The sequence below is a fragment of the Kitasatospora sp. NPDC050463 genome, from assembly GCF_040655255.1.
In the GTDB taxonomy this organism is placed as follows: domain Bacteria; phylum Actinomycetota; class Actinomycetes; order Streptomycetales; family Streptomycetaceae; genus Kitasatospora.
The window spans coordinates 26,153-50,738 of the sequence record NZ_JBFAJO010000032.1 but is presented as its reverse complement, the minus strand read 5'-3'; the positions used below and the strand labels follow the sequence as shown (position 1 = coordinate 50,738).

Below are 24,586 nucleotides of genomic sequence, written 5' to 3'. Positions count from 1 at the left end.
GGGAGCCCGCCTGTCGTGGGGCCGGGGCGGCCGCCGGCCCGCCCCTCCCCGCCGACCACCCGAACCACCGGAGGGCGCGGGCATCCGCCCCGCGCCCTCCGGCCGCCAGGTCGGCGGGCCTGCGGATCACCGGGCTCAGGCGACGGCCAGGGCCGGGAGCGGGCGCCAGCCGACGGGGACGTTCCGCATCACCAGGGCGCAGTCCAGGGTGGCACTCCCCGGCGGAAAGCGGTCCGGGTCGTCGAAGAAGGAGGACGTGGCAGAGCTGATCAAGCCGGCCTCCACGTGCCAGGCGGTGCTGTGCAGTTGCATCCCGTCCAGGTGGCGGCCGGCCCCGGTGGCCGAGTAGCCCTTGGCCCCCTCCCGGAAGAAACGGGAGGCCTCGGCGAGGTCGGCGAAGAGGCCGCTGCCCCGCAGTTCGTCGGCCAGGTCGACGGTGACCTCGACACGGGCTTCGCCGTCCCGCGTCGCGTAGGCGACGTGCAGACGGTCGGGTGTCTCCCGGACGTCGAAGTCGGCGCGACCGTGCTCACCGGGGAAGAGCCGGCCGCCGGCCCAGGCGGTGACCCGCGACCCGGTGTCCCGCCGGGGGATGTAGACGCCGGTCTCGACGCCGTCCGGGCCGTCCCACTCCACGGCGATCCGGTGCGCCGCGTTCTCGCTCCGCAGCCCGAACGCCCCGGGCAGCCCGGTCGGCCGCACGCGCCCCAGCCGCAGCAGGCAGACGCCGGCGACCGCGTGGCCACGGACGAGCTGCGGCCGCAGCGGCGCGGGGAGCAGACGCCGCGCGATGTCCGGGTCGACCCGGTAGTTCACCAGCAGCCGCCGTTCGACGACGCTGGAGAGCCGTGGCTGTCTCATGAGTCCTCCTGCTGTCCGGCGGGGCGCCAGGCGGTGTGGCGCAGCACGATCTGTTCGGGGCAGACGGCGCTGAGGAAGCGGCCGACGCCGATCGCCAGACGCTCCTGCACCAGTGAGTAGAGGATCCGGTTGCCGTCACGGCGTTCGGTGACCAGCCCGGCGCCCTTGAGCACGCCGAGATGGCGGGAGATCGAGGGTGCGCTGATCGCGAACCGGCCCGCGATCTCACCGGCCGCGAGTTCGCCGGCCCGGAGGTCCTCCAGGATCTGGCGCCTCGTCGGGTCGGCGAGCGCACGGAAGAGTCCCGACTCACCTTGGGTGTCTGTCACACGCCATATTTAGCATCTTGGCTAAGTGCCTAACAAGTGGCGACCGAGGATCGGGGCGATCACGACACTGCCGAGCCGGTCGCTCCGATCGCCGCCCCGGCCCGGGTCACGGCCCAGCGCTCCGCCCACCGGGCCCAGGCGCCGCGATCCCCGGCGCCTCGGCCCTCCGCACCGTCAGGAGTTGGAGTCCGGCAGCCCCTCCGATCCGCGCGCGGCATCCCCTGCGGTTCGGCCGCGCAGCGGCCACGGCCCGTGCCGTCGAAGACCGTCGCCGTCCGCCGCCCGCCGCCCGCGCGCCTGTCCGCCTGTCCGCCCGCCCGCCCGCCCGCCGAGCTCGGCTCCGGGCGGCCTCAGGCGTGCGGTTCGGCCGGGCGGCCCGGCGCGCGGGCCGGGCCGAGCGGGGCCAGGACGGTCGCGGCCGCAGTCACCGCCTCCGCGACGATCGCCGCGGTCCGGGCCGCCTCGTAGAGGTGCTCCCTCGCATCGCGCGCGGCCCGCAGGGCGTCATGGGCCCGCTCGCCGTCGAGCCCTTCGCCCCGGGCCGGGCCGATGCGCCCCGCCGCCTGTTCGCTGCTGAGGAAGGAGGCCAGCTGGTCGAGGAGTTCGGGCAGTCGCGCGGTCACACCGGCCAGCGCCGCCACGGCCTCCGCCGCGTCCACGGGGAGCACCAGGCCGGGTACTCCCCCGGGGGCACCGCTGTGCACGGCGGCGGTGAGCAACTCCGCGGCTCCCGAGGACAGTTCGGCAACGGACAGTGAGGGCTTCAGGGGATCACTCACGGCGGTTCCTCCCTCGTGATCGACGACCGGGTACGGTCGGCGCCCGGTTCGTCTCGCGCGTTCGTCTGCCCCGCGGGCGCGAGGTCAGGCCTCCGTCGGCCGACCGTGGCAGGAACCGGTCAGCACCGGCCCTCGGGCGGCAGCGCGACCGCCGACCGGACCGCCGGACCTCCCCGTCCTCCCCACCCTCCCGGAAAGGACCGCTGCCGGTGTGACCGCCGCGCGCGCTGCGGCGGTCACACCGGCAGCCGGTGCGGCTCCGCCGGCACCGGGCACCAAGGGCCGGCCGCCGTTCACCGGGCATGGCTCGGCGCCATTCTTTCCCACCGCCACCGATGTCAATCCGGCCGCGGCGGACATTCTTCGGCAGCGCGGTACCCGTTCACCATTCAGCCACACCATCGCGCCGCAATATCCTCAACATCCATTGTGGCACCGCAAGTTCGAAGGTAGAGTCCCGGTCCGCCGAGCGCGAATGAGCGCTTGCGGCCATTCATTTGGGGCGGGCATGTCACACGACAACGGCACCACTGGAGTTACTTCCGACTTACTTGACGCGTTCACGGAAGCCGTCTCTCGCTTTCCGGAACGTCCGGCGATTGTCCGGCACGGGCGGGCCCTGAGTTACGACCGGCTGCACGCGGCGGCGAACGACCTGGCCAGGCGCCTGGGGACCAGTCCGGGCGTGGTCGCCGTGCAGGCGGGCCACCATCCGGAAACGGTCGTCGGGCTGCTCGGCGTCCTCGCTGCCGGAGGGGTCTACTGCCCCGCCGATCCGGCATTCCCGGAGCAGCGGTTACGGGCGATGCTCTCAGTGGTGGAGTGCCGCACAATGGTCGCGGCCGATGCCGCATCGGCACACCGGCTCGGCCTGGAATGCGTCCCGCCGACCCCCCTGCCGGAATTCGCCGCGAATCCGGCGACAAGCGCCCGGAGCGGCCCGCCCGAATCACCGGATGCCACGGCCGACCCCCCGTCAGCCACTCCTCGGCAACCGGGGTCCCCGGTCCTCGGCCGGAACGGCTGCGACGCCGAGGATCCGGCCTACGTTCTCTTCACCTCCGGCTCCACCGGGCAGCCGAAACCCGTACTCACTCCCCGTCGGGCCCTGACGGCCGTGGTGCCCGCGCTGCGCGAGCTGTTCGGCCTGACACCCGAGGACCGCGTGCTGCAGTTCGCCTCCCTCAACTGGGACACCTGTTTCGAGGAGATCCTGCCGACGCTCGCCACGGGCGCCGCCCTGGTCTTCGACGACGCGGCGCACAGCGGGTCGTTCCCCCGCTTCCTGCGGATGGTCGAGCGCGAGCGGATCACCGTCCTCGACCTGCCCACCGCCTTCTGGCACGAACTGGTACTCCACCTCGCCGAGGACCGGACACCCCTGCCCGGCTGCGTCCGGGTCCTGGTGATCGGCGGCGAGCCGGCGAGCGCGGCCCGGCTGGCCGACTGGGCCGCGCTGGACACCGGGCGGATCCGCCTGATCAACACCTACGGCTGCACCGAGACCACCCTGATCACCCACGCCGTCGACCTGCACGGCCCGCAGGCGCCCCCGACCGGCTGGGACCGGCCCGGCGGCGTTCGAGCCCCGATCGGCCGAGCCCTCCCCCATGTCGTCCAACTCATCAGCGAAGCAGGCGAGTTGCTGATCGGAGGACCATCGGTCGCGCTGGGCTACCTCGGTCTGCCCGAGGCCACCGCCGCCAGGTTCGCCGTCGTCGACGGCAAGCGCTGCTTCCGCACCGGCGACCTCGTGAGCAGCTCGCCGGACGGCCTCCTCACCCACCGGGGCCGGCTGGACGGCGAGACCAAGGTCCGGGGCGTCCGGGTCGATCCGGCCGAGGTCGAGGCACACATCGCGGGCCACCCCGGGGTGCACGCGGCGGCCGTGGCCGCGGTGACGCTCGCCGGCCGGTCCGCCCTGGTCGCCTACGTGGTGGCGCGGGCGGGCGCGGAGGCCGAGGCACTGGACACCGACGTCCTGACGTACCTGCGCGGAAGGGTCCCCGAGCACCTCGTGCCCAGCCGGATCACCGTCGTCCCCGCACTGGTGCTCACCGCGAGCGGAAAGGTCGACCGAGCCGGCTCGCACCGGCGGCACGCAGCCCATGACCAGGTCGAAGGAGACCCTCGTTGAGCGTTGACACCACCTCCGCCGCCCACCCCGTCCCGTCCGGCCCCGACCCGTCCGGCCCCATCCCCTCCGCCGCCCACCCCGTCCCGTCGGGCGCCGCGACCGACAGCCTGGTGGCAGTCTTCCGCCGGGTGCTGGAGACCCCGGAGGTCGCGGCTGACTCCGACTTCTTCCGGCTCGGCGGCGATTCGCTGATCGCCACCCGGGTGCTCAGCGCGATCGCCCGTGACCACGGCGTGGAGCTGTCCTTCGACGACTTCCTGCTCGCGCCGACCCCCCGGGCGCTCGCCGAGAAGATCGCGGCGGGCAGATGACCGGCCCGGACCATTCCACGGCGCCCCCCGACCCCTGCGCCACGGCATCGGGAACACCCGCGGCAGCCCGGGCCGGCCGCGTCAGCACCGCCGTCGTGGTCGGGGCCGGGCTCGCCGGGCTCACCGCCGCGACCGGGCTGGCCGCCCGGGGCATCGACGTCACCGTGCTGGAGGCCCGCACGCGGGTCGGCGGCCGCACCCACGGGCTGCTGGTCGCACCCGGCCGTCAGGTCGACGCCGGAGCCGCCTACCTGGGCGAGCGCCACACCGAACTCCTCTCCCTCGTCGAGGAACTGGGGCTCGACACCACGCCGACCGCGATGCACGGCGCCAGCCGGTTCGTCCTCGGCCCCGAGGGCACCACCCGGGACGGCCGGTTCCCACCGCTGAACGCCGTGGCCCTCGGCGACCTCTTCGAGCTGCTGGACGAGCTCACCGCGGCCGTCCGGCCCGACGCGCCGTGGCTCACCCCGGACGCCGCCCGGCTGGACACCCTCACCGCCGCCGACTGGGCCGAGCAGACGCTGACCCACCCGGACGCCCGGCTCTTCTTCCCGCTCTTCCTCGGCGAGATGATGGCCGCCGACCCGGCCGACATCTCCGTCCTGCACATGGCGTTCTACCTCCGCTCCGGCGGCGGCCTCCGCTATCTCAACGCCTTCGAGGGCGGCGCCCAGCAGGACCGGATCGCCGGCGGCGCCCACCAGGTGTGCGAACGGCTGGCCGGGCGGCTGGGCGCGCGGGTGCGGCTCGGCGAGGCCGTCCGGGCGGTCCACCAGGACGACGACGGGGTCACCGTCCACTCGACGGCCGGCGCGTACCGGGCGGACGTCGCGGTGATGGCGCTGCCGCCGCTGCTGGCCGATACCGTCGAGTACCGACCGTGGCTGCCGGTGCGCCGGGCCGGCGACCGGACGGCCCGCGGCTGCGCCGTCAAGGCGACCCTGGTCTACCCCGAGCCGCTCTGGCGCGAGCACGGGCTCTCGGGCTGGTCCGTGAACGCCGAGGGCCCTCTGCTGTCGACGGTGGACGACTCGCCGGCCGAGGGCGGGGTCGGCGTCCTGACCGGCTTCGTCACGGGGCGCGAGGCCCGGCGGTTCGGCGCGCTCGACCCGGGACGCCGGCGCGCGGCCGTGGTCGAGCAGGCCGCGCGGGTGTTCCCGATGCTCCCCCCACCGACCGGCCTGCACATCACCGACTGGGTCAACGAGCAGTACAGCCAGGGCTGTTACGCAGCACTCCGGGGGCCCGGCGACTGGCTGCGGCACGGCCCGACACTGACCGCACCGCACCGGCGGGTGCACTGGGCCGGCACCGAGACGAGCACCGAGTACTTCGGGCTGATGGAGGGCGCCGTCCGCTCCGGCCACCGGGTCGTCGCCGAGATCCTCGCCCGGGGCTGACCCCGGCACCACCGACGGGCCCGCCCCGGCCGGGCCGCCGCACCCCGAGCCACCGGTCCTCTCGCACACCGCACACCGCACACCGCACACCGCACACCGCACACCGCACACCGATCCACCCGTACCGCCGTCCCCGCCCCAAGCCCTGCCCGGTTCCACAAGAACCCCGCCGGGCCACCCCCTCAGGAGACCGCCATGAGCGACCGGAGTCCCATCGCGCCCCTCGCCGCCAGAGAGCGGCTGATGACCGAACCCGCCCTGGGCGCAGGCAACTTCCTTGACCACGCCCTCGCGGTCAACCCGAACCGCGCGGTCCCGTTCGCCTACAGCCACCACACCGACCACCGCGGCGCCGTCGTCCTGCGCGGCCACAGCCTGCTCGACCTCGCCGCGCTGCGCGACCGCTACGCGACCTGGTACCGGGCCAACGGCGTGCGCCCCGGCGAGCCGGTCGGCGTCGTCGTCGGCGAGGGGCTGGAGCCGCTGCTGCACTTCCTGGCGCTCACCGCCCTCGGCGCCGTCCCCGCCCTGGTCAACGACGCCATGCGGCACGACGTCATGGTCCGCTACCTCAACCACGTGGGTGTGGTCGGCATCGTCGCGGACGACCCCACCCGGCTCGCCTCGGCCTACCGCGAGGACCCGCGGCACCGCCCCCGGTTCATCGCGATGGCGGCCGAGATCCAGGCCTTCGACGCATCGGCGGCCCGGCTCCCCGACGACTACCCGTACCGGCACGCCGACGACGACGTGGTCGCCCTGATCCACTCCTCCGGCACCACCGGGACGCCGAAGTCCACGATTCTGGCGCACCGTCAGTTCTGGGACGGCAAGCAGCCGCGGATGGTGCGCTTCCCCGCGGAGCCGTCCGACCGGCTGATGTCGATGATGCCGCACACCCACGCGGGCGGTCTCAGCTACTTCCTCACCGCCACCCTGCTCGGCCTGCCGACGGTGGTGATGTCCGACTGGCGGCGCGCCGCCGTGGAGCCGGTGATGGAGGCCTTCCGGCCGACCATGGTGGCCTCCTTCCCGCGCACCTTCGTCGAGCTGGCCACCGGCGAACCGCCGACCCGGGGCGCGGCCGAGGTGCATTCCTGGTTCAACACCGGTGACAGCGCTCACTACGGGCACATCCGGCGGCTGGTACGGCTCGGCCGGCGGCCGGCCGGGCTGATCAGACCCTGGCTGCTGCCGCAGCAGCAGGACGAGCAACCCGACCTGCCCGGTTCGCAGTTCATCGACGGCCTGGGCTCGTCCGAAATGGGCATGGCACTGTTCGGCCAGGTGACGACACCGGAGAGCACCCGTGACGACCGCTGCGTCGGCAAGCCGCTGGACGTCGTCCGGCGGGCCGCGGTGCTGAGCGAGGACGGCGAGGAACTCCCGGACGGCACCGTGGGGTTGCTCGGCGTCGTCAGCCCGTCCCGGACTCCGGGCTACTGGAACGACCGCCGGCTCACCGCCACCTTCGAGCTGGCCGGCTACTGGCTCACCGGTGACGTGGCCCGCCGCGACACCGAGGGCAACTTCTACCACCTCGACCGGACGGTGGACGTCATCGACACCCTGGACGGCCCCGTCTACAGCCTGCCGATCGAGGAGGTCCTGCTGGCCGACTGCGGCGACCTCGTCCAGGACTGCTCGGTGATCGGGGTGCCCGGGGCGCCCGGCGAGGGCCAACGGCCCCTCGCCGTCGTCCGGTTGCAGGCCCACGCCGGCGACCCGACCGCCGAGGAGGTCCGGGAGGCCGCCAACAAGGCGCTGGCCGGCGCCGGACTGTCCGCGCTCGCCGCGGTGAGCATCGCCCGCACACCGGAGGACTTCCCGCTCGGGCCGACCGGCAAGGTGCTCAAGCGCGAGCTGCGCACCCGCTTCGCCACCCTCTTCACCGGCCAGTAGCACCCGATGGACCCCCACCCGACCCGGCAGCCGTACCAGTACGTCCGGACTCCGCTCGCCGAGCCCGACTGGCGCCGGCTGCCGGGCTGGCGCCACGTCACCACGGCCCAGTGGCGGGACGCCCAGTGGCAGCGGGCGCACTGCGTGCGCAACCCCCGGCAGCTGCGGGCCGTCACCGAAGCACTGCTCACCGACCGGTTCTTCGCCGAACTCGCCGCCGACCAGCAGCAGTTCGCCACCATGTCGATGCTGCTGCCGCCGCAGATGCTGAACACCATGGCGCCGCACGCAGCAACCGGGCCGGCGGCCTTCACCGAGGCGTTCCTGGCCGATCCGGTCCGCCGCTACATGCTGCCCGTGCGCGCGGACCGCCACCCGCGGTGGCCGAGCCACCCCAAGGCCGAGCGCGACTCGTTGCACGAGGCCGAGATGTGGGTGGTGGAGGGCCTCACCCACCGCTATCCCACCAAGGTGCTGGCCGAGTTGACCGCGACCTGCCCGCAGTACTGCGGCCACTGCACCAGGATGGACCTGGTCGGCAACTCCACGCCCCAGGTCACCAAGACCAGGCTGGCGCTGCGACCGGTGGACCGGCAGGAGCAGATCCTCGACCACCTCAAGCGGACCCCGTCGGTGCGTGACGTGGTGGTCTCCGGGGGCGACCTCGCCAACGTGCCCTGGCCGCAGCTGGAGACGTTCCTGCTGCGGCTGCTGGAGCTGGAGTCGGTGCGCGACATCCGGCTGGCCAGCAAGGCGGTTGTCGGCCTGCCGCAGCACTGGCTCCAGCGCCGGATCGTCGAGGGGCTGGGCCGGGTGGCCGCCGTCGCGGCCCGCCGCTCGGTCAGTCTCGCCGTGCACACCCACGCCAACCACGTGCAGTCGGTGACGCCCCTGGTCGCCGAGGCGGCGCGGGCGCTGCTGGACGCGGGGGTCCGGGACGTCCGCAACCAGGGCGTGCTGCTGCGCGGCGTCAACGCCACCCCGGAGGACCTCCTGGACCTCTGCTTCGCGCTCCAGGGCGAGGCGAACATCCTCCCCTACTACTTCTACCTCTGCGACATGATCCCCGGCGCCGAGCACTGGCGCACACCCGTGCACCAGGCCCAGCGGCTGCAGGAGGCGATCATGGGTTACCTGCCCGGCTACGCCACCCCGCGGATCGTCTGCGACGTCCCCCAGGTCGGCAAGCGCTGGGTGCACCAGGCGGTGGCCTACGACCGCGAACGCGGCATCTCCTCCTGGACGAAGGACTACCGCACCGCACCGGAGGCCCGCGAGAGCGGCGGCGCCGACCTGGACACCGTGCTCGGCCGGCGCCACCTGTTCTACGACCCGGTGGACACCCTCCCGGAGCCCGGCCGCCGCTGGTGGTCGGAGCAGCCCGGCGGCCCCGCGTCCCCACCCCCTCGGAAGGACTCGCCGTGACCCCACCCTGTACGACGGCCGGCCCCGCCGACCTCCCCGCGGACCTCCCCGCGGGCGGCGGCGGACCGCTGCGCCGGATGTGCTGGATCTTCCCCGACCGGGAGTCGACCAGGATGGCGGCGATCTGGCACCCCTTCTTCTGGGACCTCTACGAGGAGGTCGCCGAGAGCCTGGGGATGAGCTGGACCAGGCACGCCCCCGAGGCGGTCACGGTCGACGGCACCGTCCGCGGGCGGCCGGTGGTCTACGTGGACGACGAACCGGTCTCGCCGCAGGACACCCTCTTCGTCACCGCGCTCTACTCGCTCCCCTACCAGTCGATGGACGTCTTCAACCAGTACGCGCTCTACGCCGTGCTCGAACAGGCCGGCTTCTACCTGCCCTTCCCCCCGCAGATGTCGCTCATCGGCAACGACAAGCTGGCCACCCTGCTGCACCTCGCCGGCTCCCCCGTCCCGCCGATCCCGTCGGTCCGGATCGGCACCGGCCGCGACATCGCCAAGCACCAGTACGAGGTGGCGCTGGGCAACATGACGTACCCGGCCATCGTGAAACCGGCCGGGTGGTGCGGCGGCGGCGGGATCAACCTGGCGCGCGGCGCCGAGGACCTCCGGGGCCTGGCCAGCCTGGCGCAGGGCGGGGACACCACGCTCGTGGTCCAGCCCTACCTCGGCGACGGGACGGTCGACTACCGGGTGTACGTCGTCGCCGGCGAACCGTACGCCGTGATGAAGCGGATCCCGGAGCCGGGCTCGCCGGTGGCCAACGCCAGCCGGGGCGGCGCCATGGAGTTCCCCCCGGTTCCGGCCGAACTCGCGGCTGCCACAGCCTGGTTCGCCGAGCGGCTGCCGATTCCTTTCTTCTGCGTCGACTTCCTCTTCGACGGGGAGCGGTTCTGGTTCTCCGAGCTCGAACCGGACGGGGTGATCGCCCCGGACCTGGACGACCCGCAGCGCACGCTCCAACGGGACGTCACCCGCGCCCGGTTCACCGCGTACCGGGACGCCCACGCCAGGTGGCTCGCCGACGGCGGCGCCCCCGCCACGTCCCCCTCGGAAACGGAGCACCGGACACGATGACGGACTTGTTCTCGCTGCCCGCGGCAACGGCGGGGCCGCAGCTGCACGTTGCCCGGCGCACGTTCGAACGGCTGCGGAGCGTACCGGAGTTGGCGCGCCGCTACGCGGACTGCGGCGCGCCCCGCTCGCTCGACGACCTCGCCGCGCTCCCGCCGCTGGACAAGGACGCTCTCAACACCGCCCTGGCCCATCTGGAACCCCGGGCCGAGCGGGGCGCCGGCGCGACCTGGCTCTTCCAGAGCGGCGGCAGCACCGGAGCACCCAAGGTCGGCCACGCCCCCACCGGCTTCTACATGACGGGGGTGCACGCGCAGTGGCAGCCGCTGGACCACGACGACGTCTTCGTCAACGCCTGGGGCGCCGGCCGGATGTGGGGCGCACACTTCCTGGCCGCCGCGCTGGCCGACCTCTCCGGGTGCCGGATCCTCGCGGTGGGCTCGGTCACCACGGACGAGTACGCCGACTGGCTGACGTTCTTCGCCGCAGCCGGGGTCACCGCGATCGGCGGGACCCCGAGCGTGCTCCGGCTCTGGTTCGCCCACGCCCGGGCCGCCGGACTTCAGCTGCCGGCCCTGCGCAAGGTGCTCTGGCTCGGCGAGGCCTGGCAACCCCAGCTGGCGGCGGACCTCGCCGCGGTCGCGCCGCGGGCCCGCCGCTGGGGCATGTTCGGCAGCACGGAGACCTGGGTGGTCGGGACCAACACCCCGGACTGTCCGGCCGACACCTTCCACCCGCTGCCCGAGCAACTGGTGCACGTCGGCGCGGAGGACCTGCTGGACTTCACCACGCTCAACCCGGACATGCTCAACCCGGTGCTGCGCTACCGAACGGGAGACGCCGGCACGCTGCTGGCCTGCCCGTGCGGCCGGCCGGGGCCCGCGATGCGGGTGCTGGGCCGGCGGGACAGCGTGGTGCAGGTGCGCGGGCTCGGGCTGCACGTGGACGAGCTCATCGCGCGGGCCGAGCGCGAGCCGGGGGTGAACCGGGCCCAGGTCCTGATCACCGAGCAGCGCGGCCGGGCCGCGACGGTCGAGTTGCTGCTGCTCACGGGCCCGGACGGCCCTGCGGACGTCGAGCGGCTGCGCCGGGACCTGCTGTCCGCGACCTTCACGCTCAGCACCGCCTTCCAGCACGACCCGGAGTCCTTCCGGGTACGCCCGGTCGACGAACTGATCAGCAACGACCGGACCGGCAAGACCGCCGGCCTCGTCGTCCGGGAGGGGTCGTGAAGCTTCGACGACCCGTCTCCCTCGGGCGGGGGTTCAACCTGTTCTGGGCCGGCCAGACGGTCAGCACCGTCGGCGACCGGGTCACCGTGTTCGTCGTCCCGACCCTGATGATCTTCGTGCTGCACGCGAGCGCCCTCCAGGTCGGCGTCGTGGCGATGGCCCAGTACCTGGGCATCCCGCTGCTCGGCCCGGTCGCCGGGGTCCTGGTCGACCGCTGGGACAAGCGCCGGACGATGCTGGTCTGCGACCTCGTCCGGCTGCTGGCCGTGGCCGCCATCCCGCTGGCGTACTGGCAGGACCGGTTGTCCACGCCACTGCTGGTGGGCTGCGTGGCGGTGATCAGCGGCGCGACGATCTTCTTCAACGTCGGCTATCTCGTCGCCGTCCCGGCCGTCGCGCCGAAGGACGGACTCGTCCGGGCCTACTCCCGACTGGAGGGCAGCGGCTCGGTGTCCGAGGTGGCCGGGCCCTCGATCGCGGCCGGCCTCTACAGCGCGCTGGGCGTCGCCGCCCTGCTCGTCGACGCGGCCAGCTACCTGGTCTCCGCCGCCTGCTTCCGCCGCATGCGGCCCTGGGGCGAGCGGACGATCGCCGCCGGGTCCGTCCGGGAGCGGCTGACGGCGGGGTTCCGCCTCAACTGGGCCGACCCGGTGCTGCGGCGCGTGGTGGTCGCCGCGGTGACGCTCAACTGCGGCGGACCGGTCTTCGTCACCGTCCTGCCCGTGCTCGCCTACCGGGGCCTCGACGTCTCGGTCGGCGCCTTCGGTGCGGCCATGTCGGTCGCCGCGGTGGGTGCGCTGACCGGCGCGGTGGTCGCCCCGAGGATCAGTGAACGGCTGGGCCTGGGAAGGACGCTGGCCTGGGCGCTGCTGCTGCACTGCCTGGTCGGGCTCGGCGTGCTCGCCGCGCCCGCGCTGCCGGCCGGGCCGGTGATCGCCGTCACGATGGGCTGCTACGGCTTCTTCATGTCGTGCATCAACGTCTGCAGCGCCCCCACCCGGCAGTCCCGGATGCCGGAGCGGAACCAGGGCGTGATGCACGCCGCCTTCCGAACCGTCACCTGGGGAGTGATCCCGCTCGCCGCCCTGGTCGGCGGCCTGGCCGTCTCGCTGCTGACCGAGCCGCTGGGGATCCTGGACGCGGCACGTACGGTGATGGCCGGCGGCACCCTGCTGGCGGCGCTCTCCTTCCTGCCGGCGCTGGGGATCCAGCCGCTGCTCGACACCGCCGAGCGGGACTGGGCACGGTCGGACGGCGGCGAGCCGGCGACGGGCGAGCCGGTCGCCGGAGCCCCGTCGGCCCCGGGCGAACCGGTCGCCGGAGCCCCGGCGGAGAGCGCCTCATGACGCCGGACCGGGGTGTCGTGCTGGTGACCGGGGCGTCCTCCGGCATCGGGCTGGCCGTGGCGGTCACCGCGGCCCGGGCCGGCTTCACGACGGTGGCGACCATGCGCGAGCCCGGCCGGGCCGACGCCCTGCGCGAGGCCGCGGACCGCGCGGGCGTCAGGGTGGACGTCCGCCCCCTCGACGTGACCGACGCCGGCTCCGTCGCCGCCTGCCTCGACGGCGTACGAGGCGCGTACGGGCGGCTGGACGCGGTGGTCAACAACGCCGGCGTCTCTAACTCCGATCCCACCATGGAGATGTCGACCATGGCCGCGCTGCGGGCCACTGTCGAGGTGAACTTCTTCGGCGTCGTCGCGGTCAGCCGGGCCGCGATGCCGCTGCTGCGGGCCGCCCGCGGGCGCCTGGTGACGATCGGCAGCGTGCACGGGGTCGTCGGCCAGCCGTTCAACGAGGCGTACTGCGCGGCGAAGTTCGCCGTCGAGGGGTTCATGGAGAGCCTGGCCCCGGTCGCCGCGGCGCACGGCGTCCGGGTGTCGGTCGTCGTGCCGGGCTTCGTCCCGGACACCTCGTTCGGCGTCTTCCCGGACATCGACCGCTCGACCATCCGGGCCGCCTCCGGACCGTACGCGGACACCTTCGCCGACTACCTCGACCGGATCGGCGTCCAGGGCTGGGAGACGGCCGGTCAACCGGCCCAGGAGGTGGCCGAGGTCGTCGTCCGGACGCTGCTCGCCGAGCGGCCGCCCTTCCGCGTCCCCACCAACCGGTGGGCCGCCGCGTACCTGGACCGGAAGCTGGCCGACCGGGACGGCTCGACCGTCCAGACGCTCGCCCACACCTGGATCGGGCGCCCGGACCTCTCCTGAGCCGAACTCCACGGAACAGGAACGGAATCGACGCCCATCACCGCACGACCGACCGACAGGAGACACAGTGCCCGCGAAATCGCTTCAGGAGCTCGTCGACTTCGCCCGCAGCCACTCGCCGTTCTACGCGCAGGCGTACCGCGACGTACCACGGACGATCTCGCACCTCACCGAACTCCCGCTCATCGACCAGGGCGCGTTCTGGGCCGCGAACACCTGGCCGGACAACCGCCTGCTGACCGGCCCGCTCACCGACGCGGGCGTCTACAAGACCGGCGGCACCACCGGCGTCCCCAAGTTCTCCCCCTGGTCGCGCACCGAGCACGCCGACTCGGTCACCGCGTTCGGCGCGGGCATGGTCCGGGCCGGGCTGAAGCCCGGCCACCGGGTGGCCAACCTGTTCTGCGCCGGCGAACTCTACGGCGGCTTCCTCTACATCGAGAACGCCCTGCACCACGCACCGGTGGAGAACGTCCGCCTGCCGGTCGGCTGCGCCGCACCCGACGACTACGTCGTCGACCTGATCACCGGCTTCGGCGTCCACGTCCTCGCGGGCGAGCCGATGAAGCTCAGCGCGGTGGCCGAGTGCCTGCTCCGGCGGGGGCGGAGCGCCGACTCCGTGGAGCTGCTGCTCTTCGGCGGCGACCTGCTCTTCGCCGACCTGCGGCCGATCCTGTCGCAGGCCTTCCCGAAGGCCGCCGTCTCCTCGCTCGGGTACGCCTCGAACGACGCGGGCCTGGTCGGCTCGCCGGTGCCGGGCGACGACGTCCGCGTCCACGAGGCCTTCCCCGAACGCACGGTGGTGGAGCTGGTCGACGAGGTGACGGGGGAGCCGATCACGGCTGCCGGCGTGCCCGGCCGGGTCGTGGTCACCAACCTGTTCCGCACCCTGATGCCGATCCTCCGGTACCCGACCGGGGACCGCGCCGAGTGGGTGGACCCGGGGTTCGGGCGGTTCCGGCTGGTCGGCCGGTCCAGCGAGGGCGCGCGCGTCGGCACGGTCGCCATGCCGACCGAGGAGATCCGCGCGGTACTGCTCGCAGCCGACCCGGACGGCGCCATCTCCGGCCTGCAGATGGTGCAGCGCCGCTGGGAGGGACGGGACGGCCTCGTCCTGCGCCTCGGGTACAGCGGGCAGCCGCCGGCCGAACCGGACGCACGGGGCGAACGGCTCGTCGCCGCCGTGTACGCCGCCCTCCCGCTCTATCCGGCCGAGGTGGCCGCCGGTGCCATCCACCACCTCGCCGTCGAGTGGGTGCCCCGGTCCGAGCTGGCCACGAACCCCCGGACGGGCAAACTCCGGCAGGTGGTGGACGAGCGACCCCGGGACTGACCCCCTCCGGCCGGACGGGCGGGGGCGGGCAGCCGGCCGACCACGGGCCGGTCAGCCGGACTGCGGGCGGCCGGTCTGCGGTCAGCCGGGCCGGTCAGCCGGACTGCGGGCGGCCGGCGAGCACGAAGCTCTGCCCGCGGAACTCCGCGACGACCCTCCCCGCCGCCTGCCGGACGGTCACGTCGTAGATCCCCTGCCGCCCGGAGCGGGTCCGCTCCACCGCCTCGGCGACCAGCTCGTCGCCGACCTCGGCCGGGGCGAGGAAGGTGACCTGTGCGGCCTGGGCGACCGTCACCGGTCCGTGGCTGTTGCAGGCGTAGGAGAACGCGGCGTCGGCGAGCAGGAACAGGAATCCGCCGTGCGCCGTCCCATGGCCGTTCACCATGGAATCGGCCACCCGCATGCGCATCACCGCCCGACCGGCGGACACCTCGTCCAGCGTGATGCCCAGCGCATGGCTGGCCCGGTCGCGCGCGTACAGCGCGGCGATCGCCGATCCTCCGGCCGGGCCCGGTCCGGTCTCCGCGTCCACGACGTCCCGCCTTTCCGGGAGCGGCCGCACGGACCGGTCGTCCCGCTGCCGCCCCTGTCTTCCCGCGCACCGGATTACACCGAGTCGCGCCACCGCCTGTCAATGACCTCCCGCAGGCCGCCGCCGGGCCGGGCCCCGGGTCCCGGGCGCGGTCGGGCGACGGTCCCGGCCGGGCCGGGCGCGCCTTCCCGCTCGAACGACGGGACGCTACTGTTCGGTAACCATGGCCGGACACGGCCCGCCGTACCCGCCGTACGACATTGCCCCCCAGGAGTGACCGTGAAACGATCGAGCCTCTCCGCCCGGCTGCTGAGCGGACTTCTACTCGGCGCAGGAGTGATGCACTTCGCCGCGCCCCGCCCGTTCGATGCGACCGTGCCGAAGCGGCTTCCGGGCAGCAGGCGGGGCTGGACGTACGCGAGCGGCGTCGCCGAACTCGCCATCGGCACGGCGGTCGCCGTGCCGCGCACCAGGAGGGTCGGGGCCCTCGCCGCCGCGGGCTTCTTCGCCGCCGTGTTCCCGGCCAACGTGAAGATGGCCTACGACTGGCGGCACCGGCCGGCCCCGCTGCCGGCCCTGGCCGTGGCCCGGCTGCCGCTCCAGGTGCCGCTCGTCCTGTGGGCGTGGCGGCTCGGGCAGCGCACGCACGGCTGACGGACCCCGGGGGTTCGGCGCCGCCCGGGCGCGATCGGAGCACGGCGCGGGACGCGGGCACCCGGGCACCCGGGCACCGCCGGCCATCGGCTTCAGCTTCCCGGCCCCGGACACCACCCGATCGACCGAGTCGGCAGCGGCCGTCCGGGTGACCCCGGGCGGAAACGGTCCGCACACGCAGGGCCGGATCGTTCTGCCGTACATTCCCACACAGAACGATCCGCCGAGGCCCCGGTGCGCCTGATCGGACGGGCCGCCTCGGCGGTCCTGTCCCTGACCATCCTGATCCTCCCGGCGGTGGCCGCCGGCGGCGACCACCAGAGCGGCGCCGGCCCCGGACCCCGGCCGCCCGAGAACGGCCACGCCGGCTGGGAGGTCGCGGCGGGCGCCGCCAACGTCCGCCGCGACCACTCGGTCAACGACACGGTGCTCGGCCTGACGCACTGTGGCGACCGGGTCGAGATCGTGGACACCTGGACCTCACCGCTCGGCACCCGCTGGGGCAAGGTCGTGGTCACCCGCACCGGGCTCACCGGCTGGGTGCTCTGGTCCCTGCTCACCCGCCACGAACCGACCGTCACGTCCGTCGCGAACTGTCCGCCGCGGGAGTGCCGCCGCGCCTCTCCCCCGTGCGTCACCGGCGGCTCCGTCGAGATCGGCCCCGTCCGAATCTGAGGCGCCCACCCTGACCCGGGCGCGGCCACGGCGACGCCTCCATCGGCGATCCGGACGCTCTCCTCGCTCTCGGGCCGGCCCGTCCGGCCGCCCCTCGGGGGATACCCCAGGGGGGCATTTCTCCGTCCCCGCCCGATCCGGCCCGGAGCCCGACCGTTCCGTTCCGCCGTTCCAGGCAGACGCGTTCCCGCAGGTCAGAGGCCATAAATCATTCCGGCCTCCCAGATCCGCGGCCGGCCCTGGCGGCTGGGACGGTTCCCGGGCCAAGGTCTTGCCAGACCCGGCAGACCGGGTTCTCTTGCCCGCACCGCACGACACACCGGGGGACATCCCAATGCGCATCCACCGCAGCCGCACCACCGTCCTGGCCGCGACCGGCACCGCCGCGCTCGCCCTCGTCCTCACCGCCTGCGGCCCGGACGCCACGGACACCAAGGCCGCCACCGCCCCGACCCCCGCGACCCCCGCGACGGCGCCGTCCACGCCCGGCACCACCCCGAACACGGCCGGCGGGCAGGGCGCGGACAGCACACCCGACACGGGGGCCGGGAAGAGCACCGACGCCGCACCGGGCGCCGGCACCGGGAAGGGCTCGCCCACCGCACGGCCGACCGGTGCCTCGCCGGCGCCCGCCGACCCGGCGGCGGCGAGCGCCCCGCCGTGCACCGTCAAGGACGTCGCCGTCACCGCCGCCCTCCAGGACGGCCCGCCCTACACCCACCTCGTGCTGACCGCGAAGAACACCTCGGGTCACAGCTGCCGGCTCAACGAGTACCCGCAGATCCGGTTCCTCGAAAGCCACCGCGAGAACGTTCCCGCCGTCGCCAAGAGCAAGCCCGCCGCCCCCGTCGTCCTCACCGCCGGCGCCCCCGCCTACGCCGTCGTCAGGCTCTCCAACGGCGGCGTCCACGAGAACAACGAGCCCGTGACCGCGTTCTCCGTCACCCTCGCCGGCGGCAGCGGCGCGGCCACCGTCAAAGCACCCGGCAACGGCGGCATCGCCGTCGACCCCGCCGTCTGGGCGACCGGGTACTGGACGCCCGAGCTGCGCAACGGCGCCGACGAATTCTGATCCGCCCCACCCACCGCGCCTGGTAGGTTCGCGACGGCGGCTCCCGGCCGAGCCGACGCCGGACGAGGGCGGGTGGCGCACTCGGCCGGAGCGAGCGACACCCACGGGAGAGCGCATGACCTCCGGCCCGCACCCGATCGCCTCGGTGAGCCCGGGCGGTTCCCCCCACGCGATCAGCTCCGCGGCCGCGATCGACTTCGCGGCCGCGGACCGGGCCGCGCACGCTGCGGGGCGCTCCCTCGACGTGCGCTGGATCCACGGGTCGGAGTCGGCGAAGCACAACACCGACCCCGAGCTCCAGGTCCACCACTACGACGAGCACACCGTGATCCTCCGGCAGAACATGGCCGTCGACTACGAGGCGCCGTTCCTCTTCCTGTTCTTCGGCAACGAGCGCGCGGTACTGATCGACACCGGCGCCACCGCGTCCCCCGAACACCTCCCGCTCCGCCGCGTCGTCGACGAGCTGGTCGCGGGGTGGCTCGCCCGCCATCCGCGCACCGCCTACCAGCTGCTCGTCCTGCACAGCCACGGTCACGGCGACCACATCGCGGGGGACGCGCAGTTCGCCGGGCGGCCCGACACGGTGGTGGTGGACGCGGCGCCCGACACCGTCCGGTCGTTCCTCGGCCTGGACGACGACCCCGACCGGCCGGCCCACCTGGACCTCGGCGGGCGGGTGCTGACCTGCCTGACCAGTCCTGGTCACCACGAGGCGGCCATCACCTACTACGATCCGTTCACCGGTTTCCTGCTCACCGGTGACACCGTCTACCCGGGACGGCTCTACATCGCCGACTGGGACGCCTACGTCGCGACGATCGACCGGCTGATCGCCTTCGCCGCCGCCCATCCGGTCAGCCATGTGCTCGGCTGCCACATCGAGATGACCGATCAGCCGGGGGTGGACTACCCGATCCGCTACACCTACCAGCCCGACGAGCCGCCCCTGCAGATGACCGTCGCCCAGCTGCACGACATCCGCCGCGCACTCGACGAGGTGGCCGCCCGGCCCGGGCGGCACGCCTTCGACGACTTCGTGATCTCCTACCGCACGGGCTGACCGGGACCACCAGGCCGGACCCACCGACCGGGCTCACCGGCCGGGCTCACCGCCCGACGAGCCGAGGAGTCCGGACCGCGGGCCTCCCCGGTGACCCGCTGCCACGCGAGCCGCCCGGCAGGACCGTCACGGTTGCGTCACACGACCACCGCTCCCCGACGGAGCGGCCCGCCGCACTGCCAGACTCACGCCATGACAAGCCCCTCTCCGTCGGCCGGACAGCGGCCCCGGGTGCTCTCCTCGATCGCCGCCCTCCTGCTCGCCGGGGCGGCCGTCACCGCGTGCACCTCCACCGGTCCGACCCCGACCGGTCCGCCGCCGAGCCAGGCCACGTCCGCAGGGCGGACCGCCGCCGTCTACACCCCCGACCACCCGCTGGACGAGGGGCAGCTGAAGCAGGCCGCCGAGCAGCTCCGCAAGCGGGCCGAGGCGCGCGGTCTGCAGGACGCCCGGGTCACCTCCACGGCCGCCGCCCTGCGGCTCTCGGTCGCCGGGCAGGTGGCCGGAGACCGCCTCGCGGCGCTCGGCCGCCGGACCGCACTGGACTTCCGGCCGGTCCTGGCCGTGGCGGCCGGTGCCGCCGACCCGGCAGCGGGCTCCGCGGACCCCGCCCCGACCGGCACGGTGCCGCCGGAACTCGCCTCCCGCTTCGCCGCGCTGAGCTGCGCCGGCCCCGACACCGCGCTCGCCGCCGCCATCGATCCGGCCGCCGCCCTGGCGATCTGTGGCGCCGCCACCAAGGCGGACCCGGTGGCGATGAGGTTCGCCCTGGCACCGGCCGCCGTCCGGGGCACCGACATCGCGAAGGCCTCGGCGGCGTTCGACAGTCAGTTCGGCGCCGGCTGGCAGGTCACGGTGGAGTTCACCGCCGGGGGCGGCAACGCCTTCGCCGACCTGACCGGCAGGATCGCCCCGCAGCCCGCGCCAGCCAACCAGCTCGCCATCTCGGTGGACGGCACGGTCGTCTCGCACCCGTACGTCGCCCAGGCGATCACCGGCGGAGCGGCCGTGATCAGCGGTTCGTTCACCGAGGACGAGGCCAAGGACCTCGCCGCCGCCCTGAGTTCGGGCAGCCTGCCCGCCCATTTCACGGCCGCGGTGTCCACCGAGACCGACTGACCCCGGCGCCGCGGCGGGTGCCGTCCGCCTAACGCCCGCACCCACGGCGGTCGGCGCCGTGGTACCCGCCGCGGCGGTCAGCGCAGCGGCACCCGCTGCGGCGGGAGCAGTTCGCTGGGCTGGACGATGACGAAACCGTCGCCGGTGAAGGACAGTTCCCAGCCCTCGGTGGCGGTGCCGCGGCGTCGCCACGCCTCGGTGTTGCTGCTCTGGGCCTGGAGTTGGACATCGAGGGCCGAGGACCAGCCGACCACCGCGTCGGCGTCCGCGTAGACGTACTCGCCCGCGCGTACCGGCATCACCAGCGGCAGGCCGGAGGTCATCACCACCAGCGTGCCGCTGCCGGACAGCTCCAGGCTGTGCCGGCCGACGCCGGAGATCCGCTCACCGCCCTCGATGTCGACCGCCCGCCACTCGATCGTGGTGTCCAGGGCGAGAACGTAGCTGCTGGTGATCGTCAGCCGTTCGCGCCGGAGTTCGAGGATGTGCAGGTGCTGGGCCAGGTTGGCGAGGTAGACGGTGCCGGTGCCGGCGCAGCGCATCAGGTCCAGGGCGGGCGGCTGCGGCCGTGCCTGCCGGTGCTGCTGCGGCGGATGTGGCGGCTGCTGCCGGTTGCGGCTGCGGCGGCCGGGCTCGGTCCAGCCGGTGAACTGCACCCGGCCGGTGTGCGCGACCATCGCACCGCTGCGGGCCAGCACCTCGGCCCGCCCGTCCAGCGCGACCCGCAGCAACTGCGGGTTCTGCAGGGCGAAGCGCTCCTCGCCGGCCAGGGCGGTGTGGTCGAGAAGGGGACTGTGCACGGTGATCACTGCTCCTTGGCCGCAGACTGTTCAGCCGCGGATCTTGAGTCGGTCGGAGGTGTCCTCGCTGGGCTGGACGACGACGAAGCCCGAGCCCTTGAAGCCCAGTTGGACCGCCTCGCCGCTGCCCCGGCCGATCAGCGAGCCGACCTTGAGGGTCCGCCGCACCTTGATCTCCATCCCCGTCGTCCAGGCCACCAGCGCGTCCGGATCGACGAACGTCTCGGCCTCCGCGCAGTCCAGCACCACCGGGACCCCGCGCGAGGTCACCGACACCCAGCCGCTGCCGCTCACCGTCACGTTGTACAGGCCCGTACCGGCCATCAGTGCCGGCCCCTTGACCTTCTCGACGGCGCAGCCCAGCGACGCGTCGAGGGCCAGCAGGTGCGAGCCGTTGACGGACAGCGACTCGTCGTCGAGCTGGAGGTTGAGCACGTCCGCGCCGAAGTCGGCCAGGTAGAGCGTGCCGTCGCCGAACCAGCGCAGCAGCGGGCTGCGCTCGCCCGACGCCCACTCGCCGAGCGAGCGGCGCAGCGACTGCGAGACGGCCTCGTACTGGAGGAACCCGTCGTAGGCCACCATCGCCCCGGGCTTGGCGAGCACGTCCTGCCCGCCGGTGACGGCGACCCGGCACATCGCCCCGCCGTGGTTGCTCATCCGCGCCGTGACCGGGGAGGCCGTGTGCCCCTGCAGGAACGTGCCCGAGAGCGCCTGCCGCTCCATTCCAACCTCCTTGTACCCGGGCGCTGCGCCCGCTCAGACCTCGAACGGCTGGACGACGACGAAGTTGCCGGGCCCGCCCCTGAACTGAAGGCTGTACGACTCCGCGGCGTGCCCCGCGTAGGCCGAGCGCCGGATCCGTACCGGGGCCGTGGTGATCACCTGGGCGCCGCGCGACCACGCGACCAGCGCGTGGACGTCGGCGTAGGTCTCGGGCGCCGGGGTGACCGGCAGCACCACCGGGATGCCGTTGGTCTTCACCACCACCGTGCCGTGGCCGCTGAACTGGAGCGTGAAGAAGCCTCCGTTCGGCAGGCCCTCGCCCTCGATCCGGCGGACTTCGTGCTCCAGGTCGGCGTCGAAGGCCAGCACCCGGTCGGAGCTGACGCAGATGGCGTCGCCCTCCAGCCGCACCACGTGGAGGTGGGCGGCCTCGTCGGCCAGGAACACCTGGCCCTCGCCGGAGACCCGCATCAGCTTGAGCGTCTGGCCGGTGAGGTTGCCGGTCAGTTTGCGCAGCATGCCGGAGCTCTCGTGGGCGAACTCGGCCCGGCCCTGGTAGGCCACCATGCTGCCGTGCAGGGCGAGGACGTCGTGGCCCTTGCTCAGGGTGTAGCGGACGAGGTGGTCGTTCTGCTGCGCCCACCCGGTCCGCTCGGGGACTTCGGCGTACTTGACCAGGGAGACGCGGACGCCGGGCGGCGCGGGCGGCTGCTGGGCGGGTGGCTGCACGGGCAGCTGCGGCGCGGGCACCGGAGCAGGCAGCACCGGAGCGGGCTGCACCGGAACGGGCTGCACCGGAACGTCCCCGACCTCGCCCCCGCCCTCCTCGGTGTCCTCGTCGAGCGCCTCGCCGCCGAAGTTCTCCAGCAGTGCCCGCAGGCCTCCGTCGAAGCCCTGGCCGACCGGTGAAATGCGCCACTCGCCGCCGCGCCGGTAGATGTCCGCCAGCATCACCGCGCGTTCGGTGCTGAACTCCGAGCCGGTGAAGGAGTAGCGGCCGACCTCCGTACCGTCCACGACGAGCCGGACGTACCCGGAGGTGACCTGCGACATCCGGCCCTCGCCGTCGATGGTCGCGGTCAGGCTCAGCCGGTCGATGGCCGGCGGGACGTCCGGCAACACGATCCGGAACGCCTCCGTGTCCCCGGACTGCGCGCCCAACAGCTGCACCGAGCCCTCGGGGCTGGCGGGCTGGTTGAAGAAGACGAAGTAGCGGTCGTCGCTGAGCCGCTGATCCGCGTCCAGCCCGAAGCAGCTGATGTCGAACACCAGACCCGGCGCGCTCAGCCGCACACCGAGATAGAGGTCCGTACCCGGCGTCAGATCGGCTATCCGCACGCGCGAAGCCTTGGCAAGTTCCCTGGTCATGGCGCCGGGCCGACCCTCCCCCTACGTCGACGGGTGTGGTCCGGCGACCCTACCCCACCTCGTCCGGACGCAGCAGACCCCCACCCGGTTGCGCACCCCGGCCGCCGGGCGCCGGCGGTGGGCCCCCGGCCGGTCCGCCGAGGGTCCGTCAGGAGTCGTCAGGGCCCGTCAGGATTCGTCAGGAGCCGCCTGGGCCCGTCAGGCGCCGCTGTGGCGGAGCATCTCCTCGCGGTCGACGACCTTGACGCGCTCGCGCCCCTCGGCGGTGCCGAGGCCGCGCTCGTGGGCGTCGAGCTCCTTCCAGCCCTCCCAGGTGGTGAACCGGACGCCCTGGTCGCGCAGGTGGGCCACCACCGCGTCGGGCTCGGGCTCGACGGCGCCGGGGAGGCGGCCGGCGGCGTGGTCGGCCAGCAGGCAGGCGACGGTTTCGTTGGCGTCCCCCTTGGTGTGGCCGATCAGGCCGACGGGGCCGCGCTTGATCCAGCCGGTCACGTAGGTGGCGGCCTGATGGGAGCCGTCGGCGGACAGGACGCGGCCGGCCTCGTTGGGGACGGTGCCGCTGATCGGGTCGAAGGGCACCTTCGCCAGCTCGTCCGAGTAGTAGCCGATGGCGCGGTAGACGGCCTGCACGTCCCAGTCGGTGAAGCGGCCGGTGCCCCGGACGTTGCCCGTGCCGTCGAGCTCGGTGCGCTCGGTGCGCAGGCCGCTCACCCGGCCGTTCTCGCCGATCACCTCGACGGGGGACTCGAAGAAGTGCAGGTGGACCCGGTGCGGGCGGTCGCCGACGTCGCGGATGGCCCAGTTCTCGATGGTGGAGGCGACCATGTCGGCGTGCTTGCTGCCACGGCGTTCGGCGATCGAACCCTCGTCGTACTCGATGTCCTCGGGGTCGACGACGACCTCGATGGTCGGGGAGTGGTCGAGTTCGCGCAGTTCCATCGGGCTGAACTTGGCCTGGGCCGGGCCGCGGCGGCCGAAGACGTGCACCTCCACCGCCCGGTTGGCCTTGAGCCCGGCGTGGACGTTCGGGGGGATCTCGGTGGAGAGCAGCTCGTCGGCGGTCTTGGCGAGGATGCGGGCCACGTCCAGGGCCACGTTGCCCGCGCCGAGGACGGCGACCTTCTCCGCCTCCAGCGGCCAGGTCCGGGGGACGTCGGGGTGCCCGTCGTACCAGGAGACGAAGTCGGCGGCGCCGTGGGAACCGTCCAGGCCGGAGCCGGGGATGTCGAGGGCCCGGTCGGCCGTCGCGCCGGTGGCGAAGACCGCGGCGTCGTAGAAGCGGTGCAGGTCGTCCAGGGTGAGGTCGCCCGGGTAGTCGACATTGCCGAACAGGCGGATGCCGGGCTTCTCCAGCACCTGGTGCAGCGCGGTGACGATGCCCTTGATCCGCGGGTGGTCGGGGGCGACGCCGTAGCGGATCAGCCCGAACGGGGCGGGCATCCGCTCGAAGAGGTCGATCGAAACGCCCGGGTCCTGGGCGGCGTCGGACTTGAGCAGGGCGTCTGCGGCGTAGATGCCGGCGGGGCCGGCTCCGACGATCGCTATGCGGATCGGGCGGGACATGTCGGGTGGTCCTCCGG

The 24,586-nt window shown here is 73.8% G+C and carries 23 protein-coding genes; 15 read left to right on the top strand and 8 right to left on the bottom strand.

The features are described 5' to 3' along the window. Nucleotides 1-135 precede the first annotated feature (135 nt). The 3 genes from AB0J08_RS21055 to AB0J08_RS21045 form a co-directional block, all read right to left on the bottom strand. Nucleotides 136-861, bottom strand: a complete 726-nt coding sequence (locus AB0J08_RS21055) for a DUF2071 domain-containing protein (protein ID WP_360636114.1) — start codon at nucleotides 859-861, stop codon at nucleotides 136-138. Next, entirely contained in the window at nucleotides 858-1,190 is a 333-nt protein-coding gene (locus AB0J08_RS21050) for a metalloregulator ArsR/SmtB family transcription factor (protein ID WP_360636111.1), read from the bottom strand. Before AB0J08_RS21050 ends, AB0J08_RS21055 begins: the two co-directional genes overlap by 4 nt. 350 nt (nucleotides 1,191-1,540) lie before the next feature. After that, complete coding sequence (locus AB0J08_RS21045; RefSeq protein WP_360636108.1) at nucleotides 1,541-1,969, bottom strand: hypothetical protein; 429 nt, start codon at nucleotides 1,967-1,969, stop codon at nucleotides 1,541-1,543. 475 nt (nucleotides 1,970-2,444) lie between these two features. Between AB0J08_RS21045 and AB0J08_RS21040 the strand changes: the two genes are divergently transcribed. The 10 genes from AB0J08_RS21040 (at nucleotide 2,445) to AB0J08_RS20995 (ending at nucleotide 15,000) form a co-directional block, all read left to right on the top strand. Continuing rightward, the gene (locus tag AB0J08_RS21040; RefSeq protein WP_360636273.1) at nucleotides 2,445-4,106 is read left to right on the top strand and encodes an AMP-binding protein; all 1,662 of its coding nucleotides are present in this window, start codon (nucleotides 2,445-2,447) and stop codon (nucleotides 4,104-4,106) included. After that, a complete protein-coding gene (locus AB0J08_RS21035; RefSeq protein WP_360636105.1) occupies nucleotides 4,103-4,417 on the top strand; it encodes an acyl carrier protein in 315 nt (104 codons plus the stop codon). The genes AB0J08_RS21040 and AB0J08_RS21035 overlap by 4 nt, the downstream gene beginning before the upstream one ends. A gap of 95 nt (nucleotides 4,418-4,512) precedes the next feature. Then, nucleotides 4,513-5,820, top strand: coding sequence for an FAD-dependent oxidoreductase (locus tag AB0J08_RS21030; protein ID WP_360636102.1), 1,308 nt, complete (start codon nucleotides 4,513-4,515; stop codon nucleotides 5,818-5,820). 195 nt (nucleotides 5,821-6,015) lie between these two features. Then, the gene (locus AB0J08_RS21025; protein WP_360636099.1) at nucleotides 6,016-7,722 is read left to right on the top strand and encodes a class I adenylate-forming enzyme family protein; all 1,707 of its coding nucleotides are present in this window, start codon (nucleotides 6,016-6,018) and stop codon (nucleotides 7,720-7,722) included. A gap of 6 nt (nucleotides 7,723-7,728) precedes the next feature. Further along, nucleotides 7,729-9,147: a lysine 2,3-aminomutase gene (locus AB0J08_RS21020; protein ID WP_360636096.1), complete on the top strand. Its 1,419-nt coding sequence runs from the start codon at nucleotides 7,729-7,731 to the stop codon at nucleotides 9,145-9,147. After that, nucleotides 9,144-10,226, top strand: coding sequence for a hypothetical protein (locus tag AB0J08_RS21015; RefSeq protein WP_360636093.1), 1,083 nt, complete (start codon nucleotides 9,144-9,146; stop codon nucleotides 10,224-10,226). Before AB0J08_RS21020 ends, AB0J08_RS21015 begins: the two co-directional genes overlap by 4 nt. Next, nucleotides 10,223-11,455: an AMP-binding protein gene (locus AB0J08_RS21010; RefSeq protein ID WP_360636090.1), complete on the top strand. Its 1,233-nt coding sequence runs from the start codon at nucleotides 10,223-10,225 to the stop codon at nucleotides 11,453-11,455. Before AB0J08_RS21015 ends, AB0J08_RS21010 begins: the two co-directional genes overlap by 4 nt. Continuing rightward, the gene (locus AB0J08_RS21005; protein WP_360636087.1) at nucleotides 11,452-12,801 is read left to right on the top strand and encodes an MFS transporter; all 1,350 of its coding nucleotides are present in this window, start codon (nucleotides 11,452-11,454) and stop codon (nucleotides 12,799-12,801) included. Before AB0J08_RS21010 ends, AB0J08_RS21005 begins: the two co-directional genes overlap by 4 nt. Continuing rightward, nucleotides 12,798-13,667: an SDR family NAD(P)-dependent oxidoreductase gene (locus tag AB0J08_RS21000; protein WP_360636084.1), complete on the top strand. Its 870-nt coding sequence runs from the start codon at nucleotides 12,798-12,800 to the stop codon at nucleotides 13,665-13,667. The genes AB0J08_RS21005 and AB0J08_RS21000 overlap by 4 nt, the downstream gene beginning before the upstream one ends. A 67-nt stretch (nucleotides 13,668-13,734) precedes the next feature. After that, a complete protein-coding gene (locus AB0J08_RS20995; protein WP_360636081.1) occupies nucleotides 13,735-15,000 on the top strand; it encodes a phenylacetate--CoA ligase family protein in 1,266 nt (421 codons plus the stop codon). Between the two features lie 94 nt (nucleotides 15,001-15,094). Here the strand turns inward: AB0J08_RS20995 and paaI are convergent, their stop codons facing one another. Then, on the bottom strand, nucleotides 15,095-15,532 hold the full coding sequence (paaI, locus tag AB0J08_RS20990; RefSeq protein ID WP_360636078.1) for a hydroxyphenylacetyl-CoA thioesterase PaaI: 438 nt from the start codon (nucleotides 15,530-15,532) through the stop codon (nucleotides 15,095-15,097). Nucleotides 15,533-15,811: 279 nt separating this feature from the next. Between paaI and AB0J08_RS20985 the strand changes: the two genes are divergently transcribed. From AB0J08_RS20985 to AB0J08_RS20965, 5 genes are all read left to right on the top strand, one after another. Then, on the top strand, nucleotides 15,812-16,186 hold the full coding sequence (locus AB0J08_RS20985) for a hypothetical protein (protein ID WP_360636075.1): 375 nt from the start codon (nucleotides 15,812-15,814) through the stop codon (nucleotides 16,184-16,186). Between the two features lie 234 nt (nucleotides 16,187-16,420). Then, the gene (locus tag AB0J08_RS20980; RefSeq protein ID WP_360636072.1) at nucleotides 16,421-16,861 is read left to right on the top strand and encodes an SH3 domain-containing protein; all 441 of its coding nucleotides are present in this window, start codon (nucleotides 16,421-16,423) and stop codon (nucleotides 16,859-16,861) included. 334 nt (nucleotides 16,862-17,195) lie between these two features. After that, complete coding sequence (locus AB0J08_RS20975; protein WP_360636069.1) at nucleotides 17,196-17,933, top strand: DUF4232 domain-containing protein; 738 nt, start codon at nucleotides 17,196-17,198, stop codon at nucleotides 17,931-17,933. A gap of 115 nt (nucleotides 17,934-18,048) precedes the next feature. Then, a complete protein-coding gene (locus AB0J08_RS20970) occupies nucleotides 18,049-18,996 on the top strand; it encodes an MBL fold metallo-hydrolase (protein WP_360636066.1) in 948 nt (315 codons plus the stop codon). Between the two features lie 192 nt (nucleotides 18,997-19,188). After that, the gene (locus AB0J08_RS20965) at nucleotides 19,189-20,115 is read left to right on the top strand and encodes a hypothetical protein (RefSeq protein WP_360636063.1); all 927 of its coding nucleotides are present in this window, start codon (nucleotides 19,189-19,191) and stop codon (nucleotides 20,113-20,115) included. Between the two features lie 77 nt (nucleotides 20,116-20,192). On the opposite strand, the gene AB0J08_RS20960 is transcribed toward AB0J08_RS20965, so the two are convergent. From AB0J08_RS20960 to AB0J08_RS20945, 4 genes are all read right to left on the bottom strand, one after another. Further along, nucleotides 20,193-20,915 (bottom strand): AIM24 family protein, encoded by a 723-nt coding sequence (locus tag AB0J08_RS20960; protein WP_360636060.1) that lies wholly within the window; start codon nucleotides 20,913-20,915, stop codon nucleotides 20,193-20,195. 30 nt (nucleotides 20,916-20,945) lie between these two features. After that, entirely contained in the window at nucleotides 20,946-21,638 is a 693-nt protein-coding gene (locus AB0J08_RS20955) for an AIM24 family protein (RefSeq protein WP_360636057.1), read from the bottom strand. Nucleotides 21,639-21,671: 33 nt separating this feature from the next. Further along, a complete protein-coding gene (locus AB0J08_RS20950; protein ID WP_360636053.1) occupies nucleotides 21,672-23,006 on the bottom strand; it encodes a TerD family protein in 1,335 nt (444 codons plus the stop codon). Between the two features lie 198 nt (nucleotides 23,007-23,204). Continuing rightward, nucleotides 23,205-24,569, bottom strand: a complete 1,365-nt coding sequence (locus tag AB0J08_RS20945) for an FAD-dependent oxidoreductase (protein ID WP_360636050.1) — start codon at nucleotides 24,567-24,569, stop codon at nucleotides 23,205-23,207. Nucleotides 24,570-24,586 lie beyond the last annotated feature (17 nt).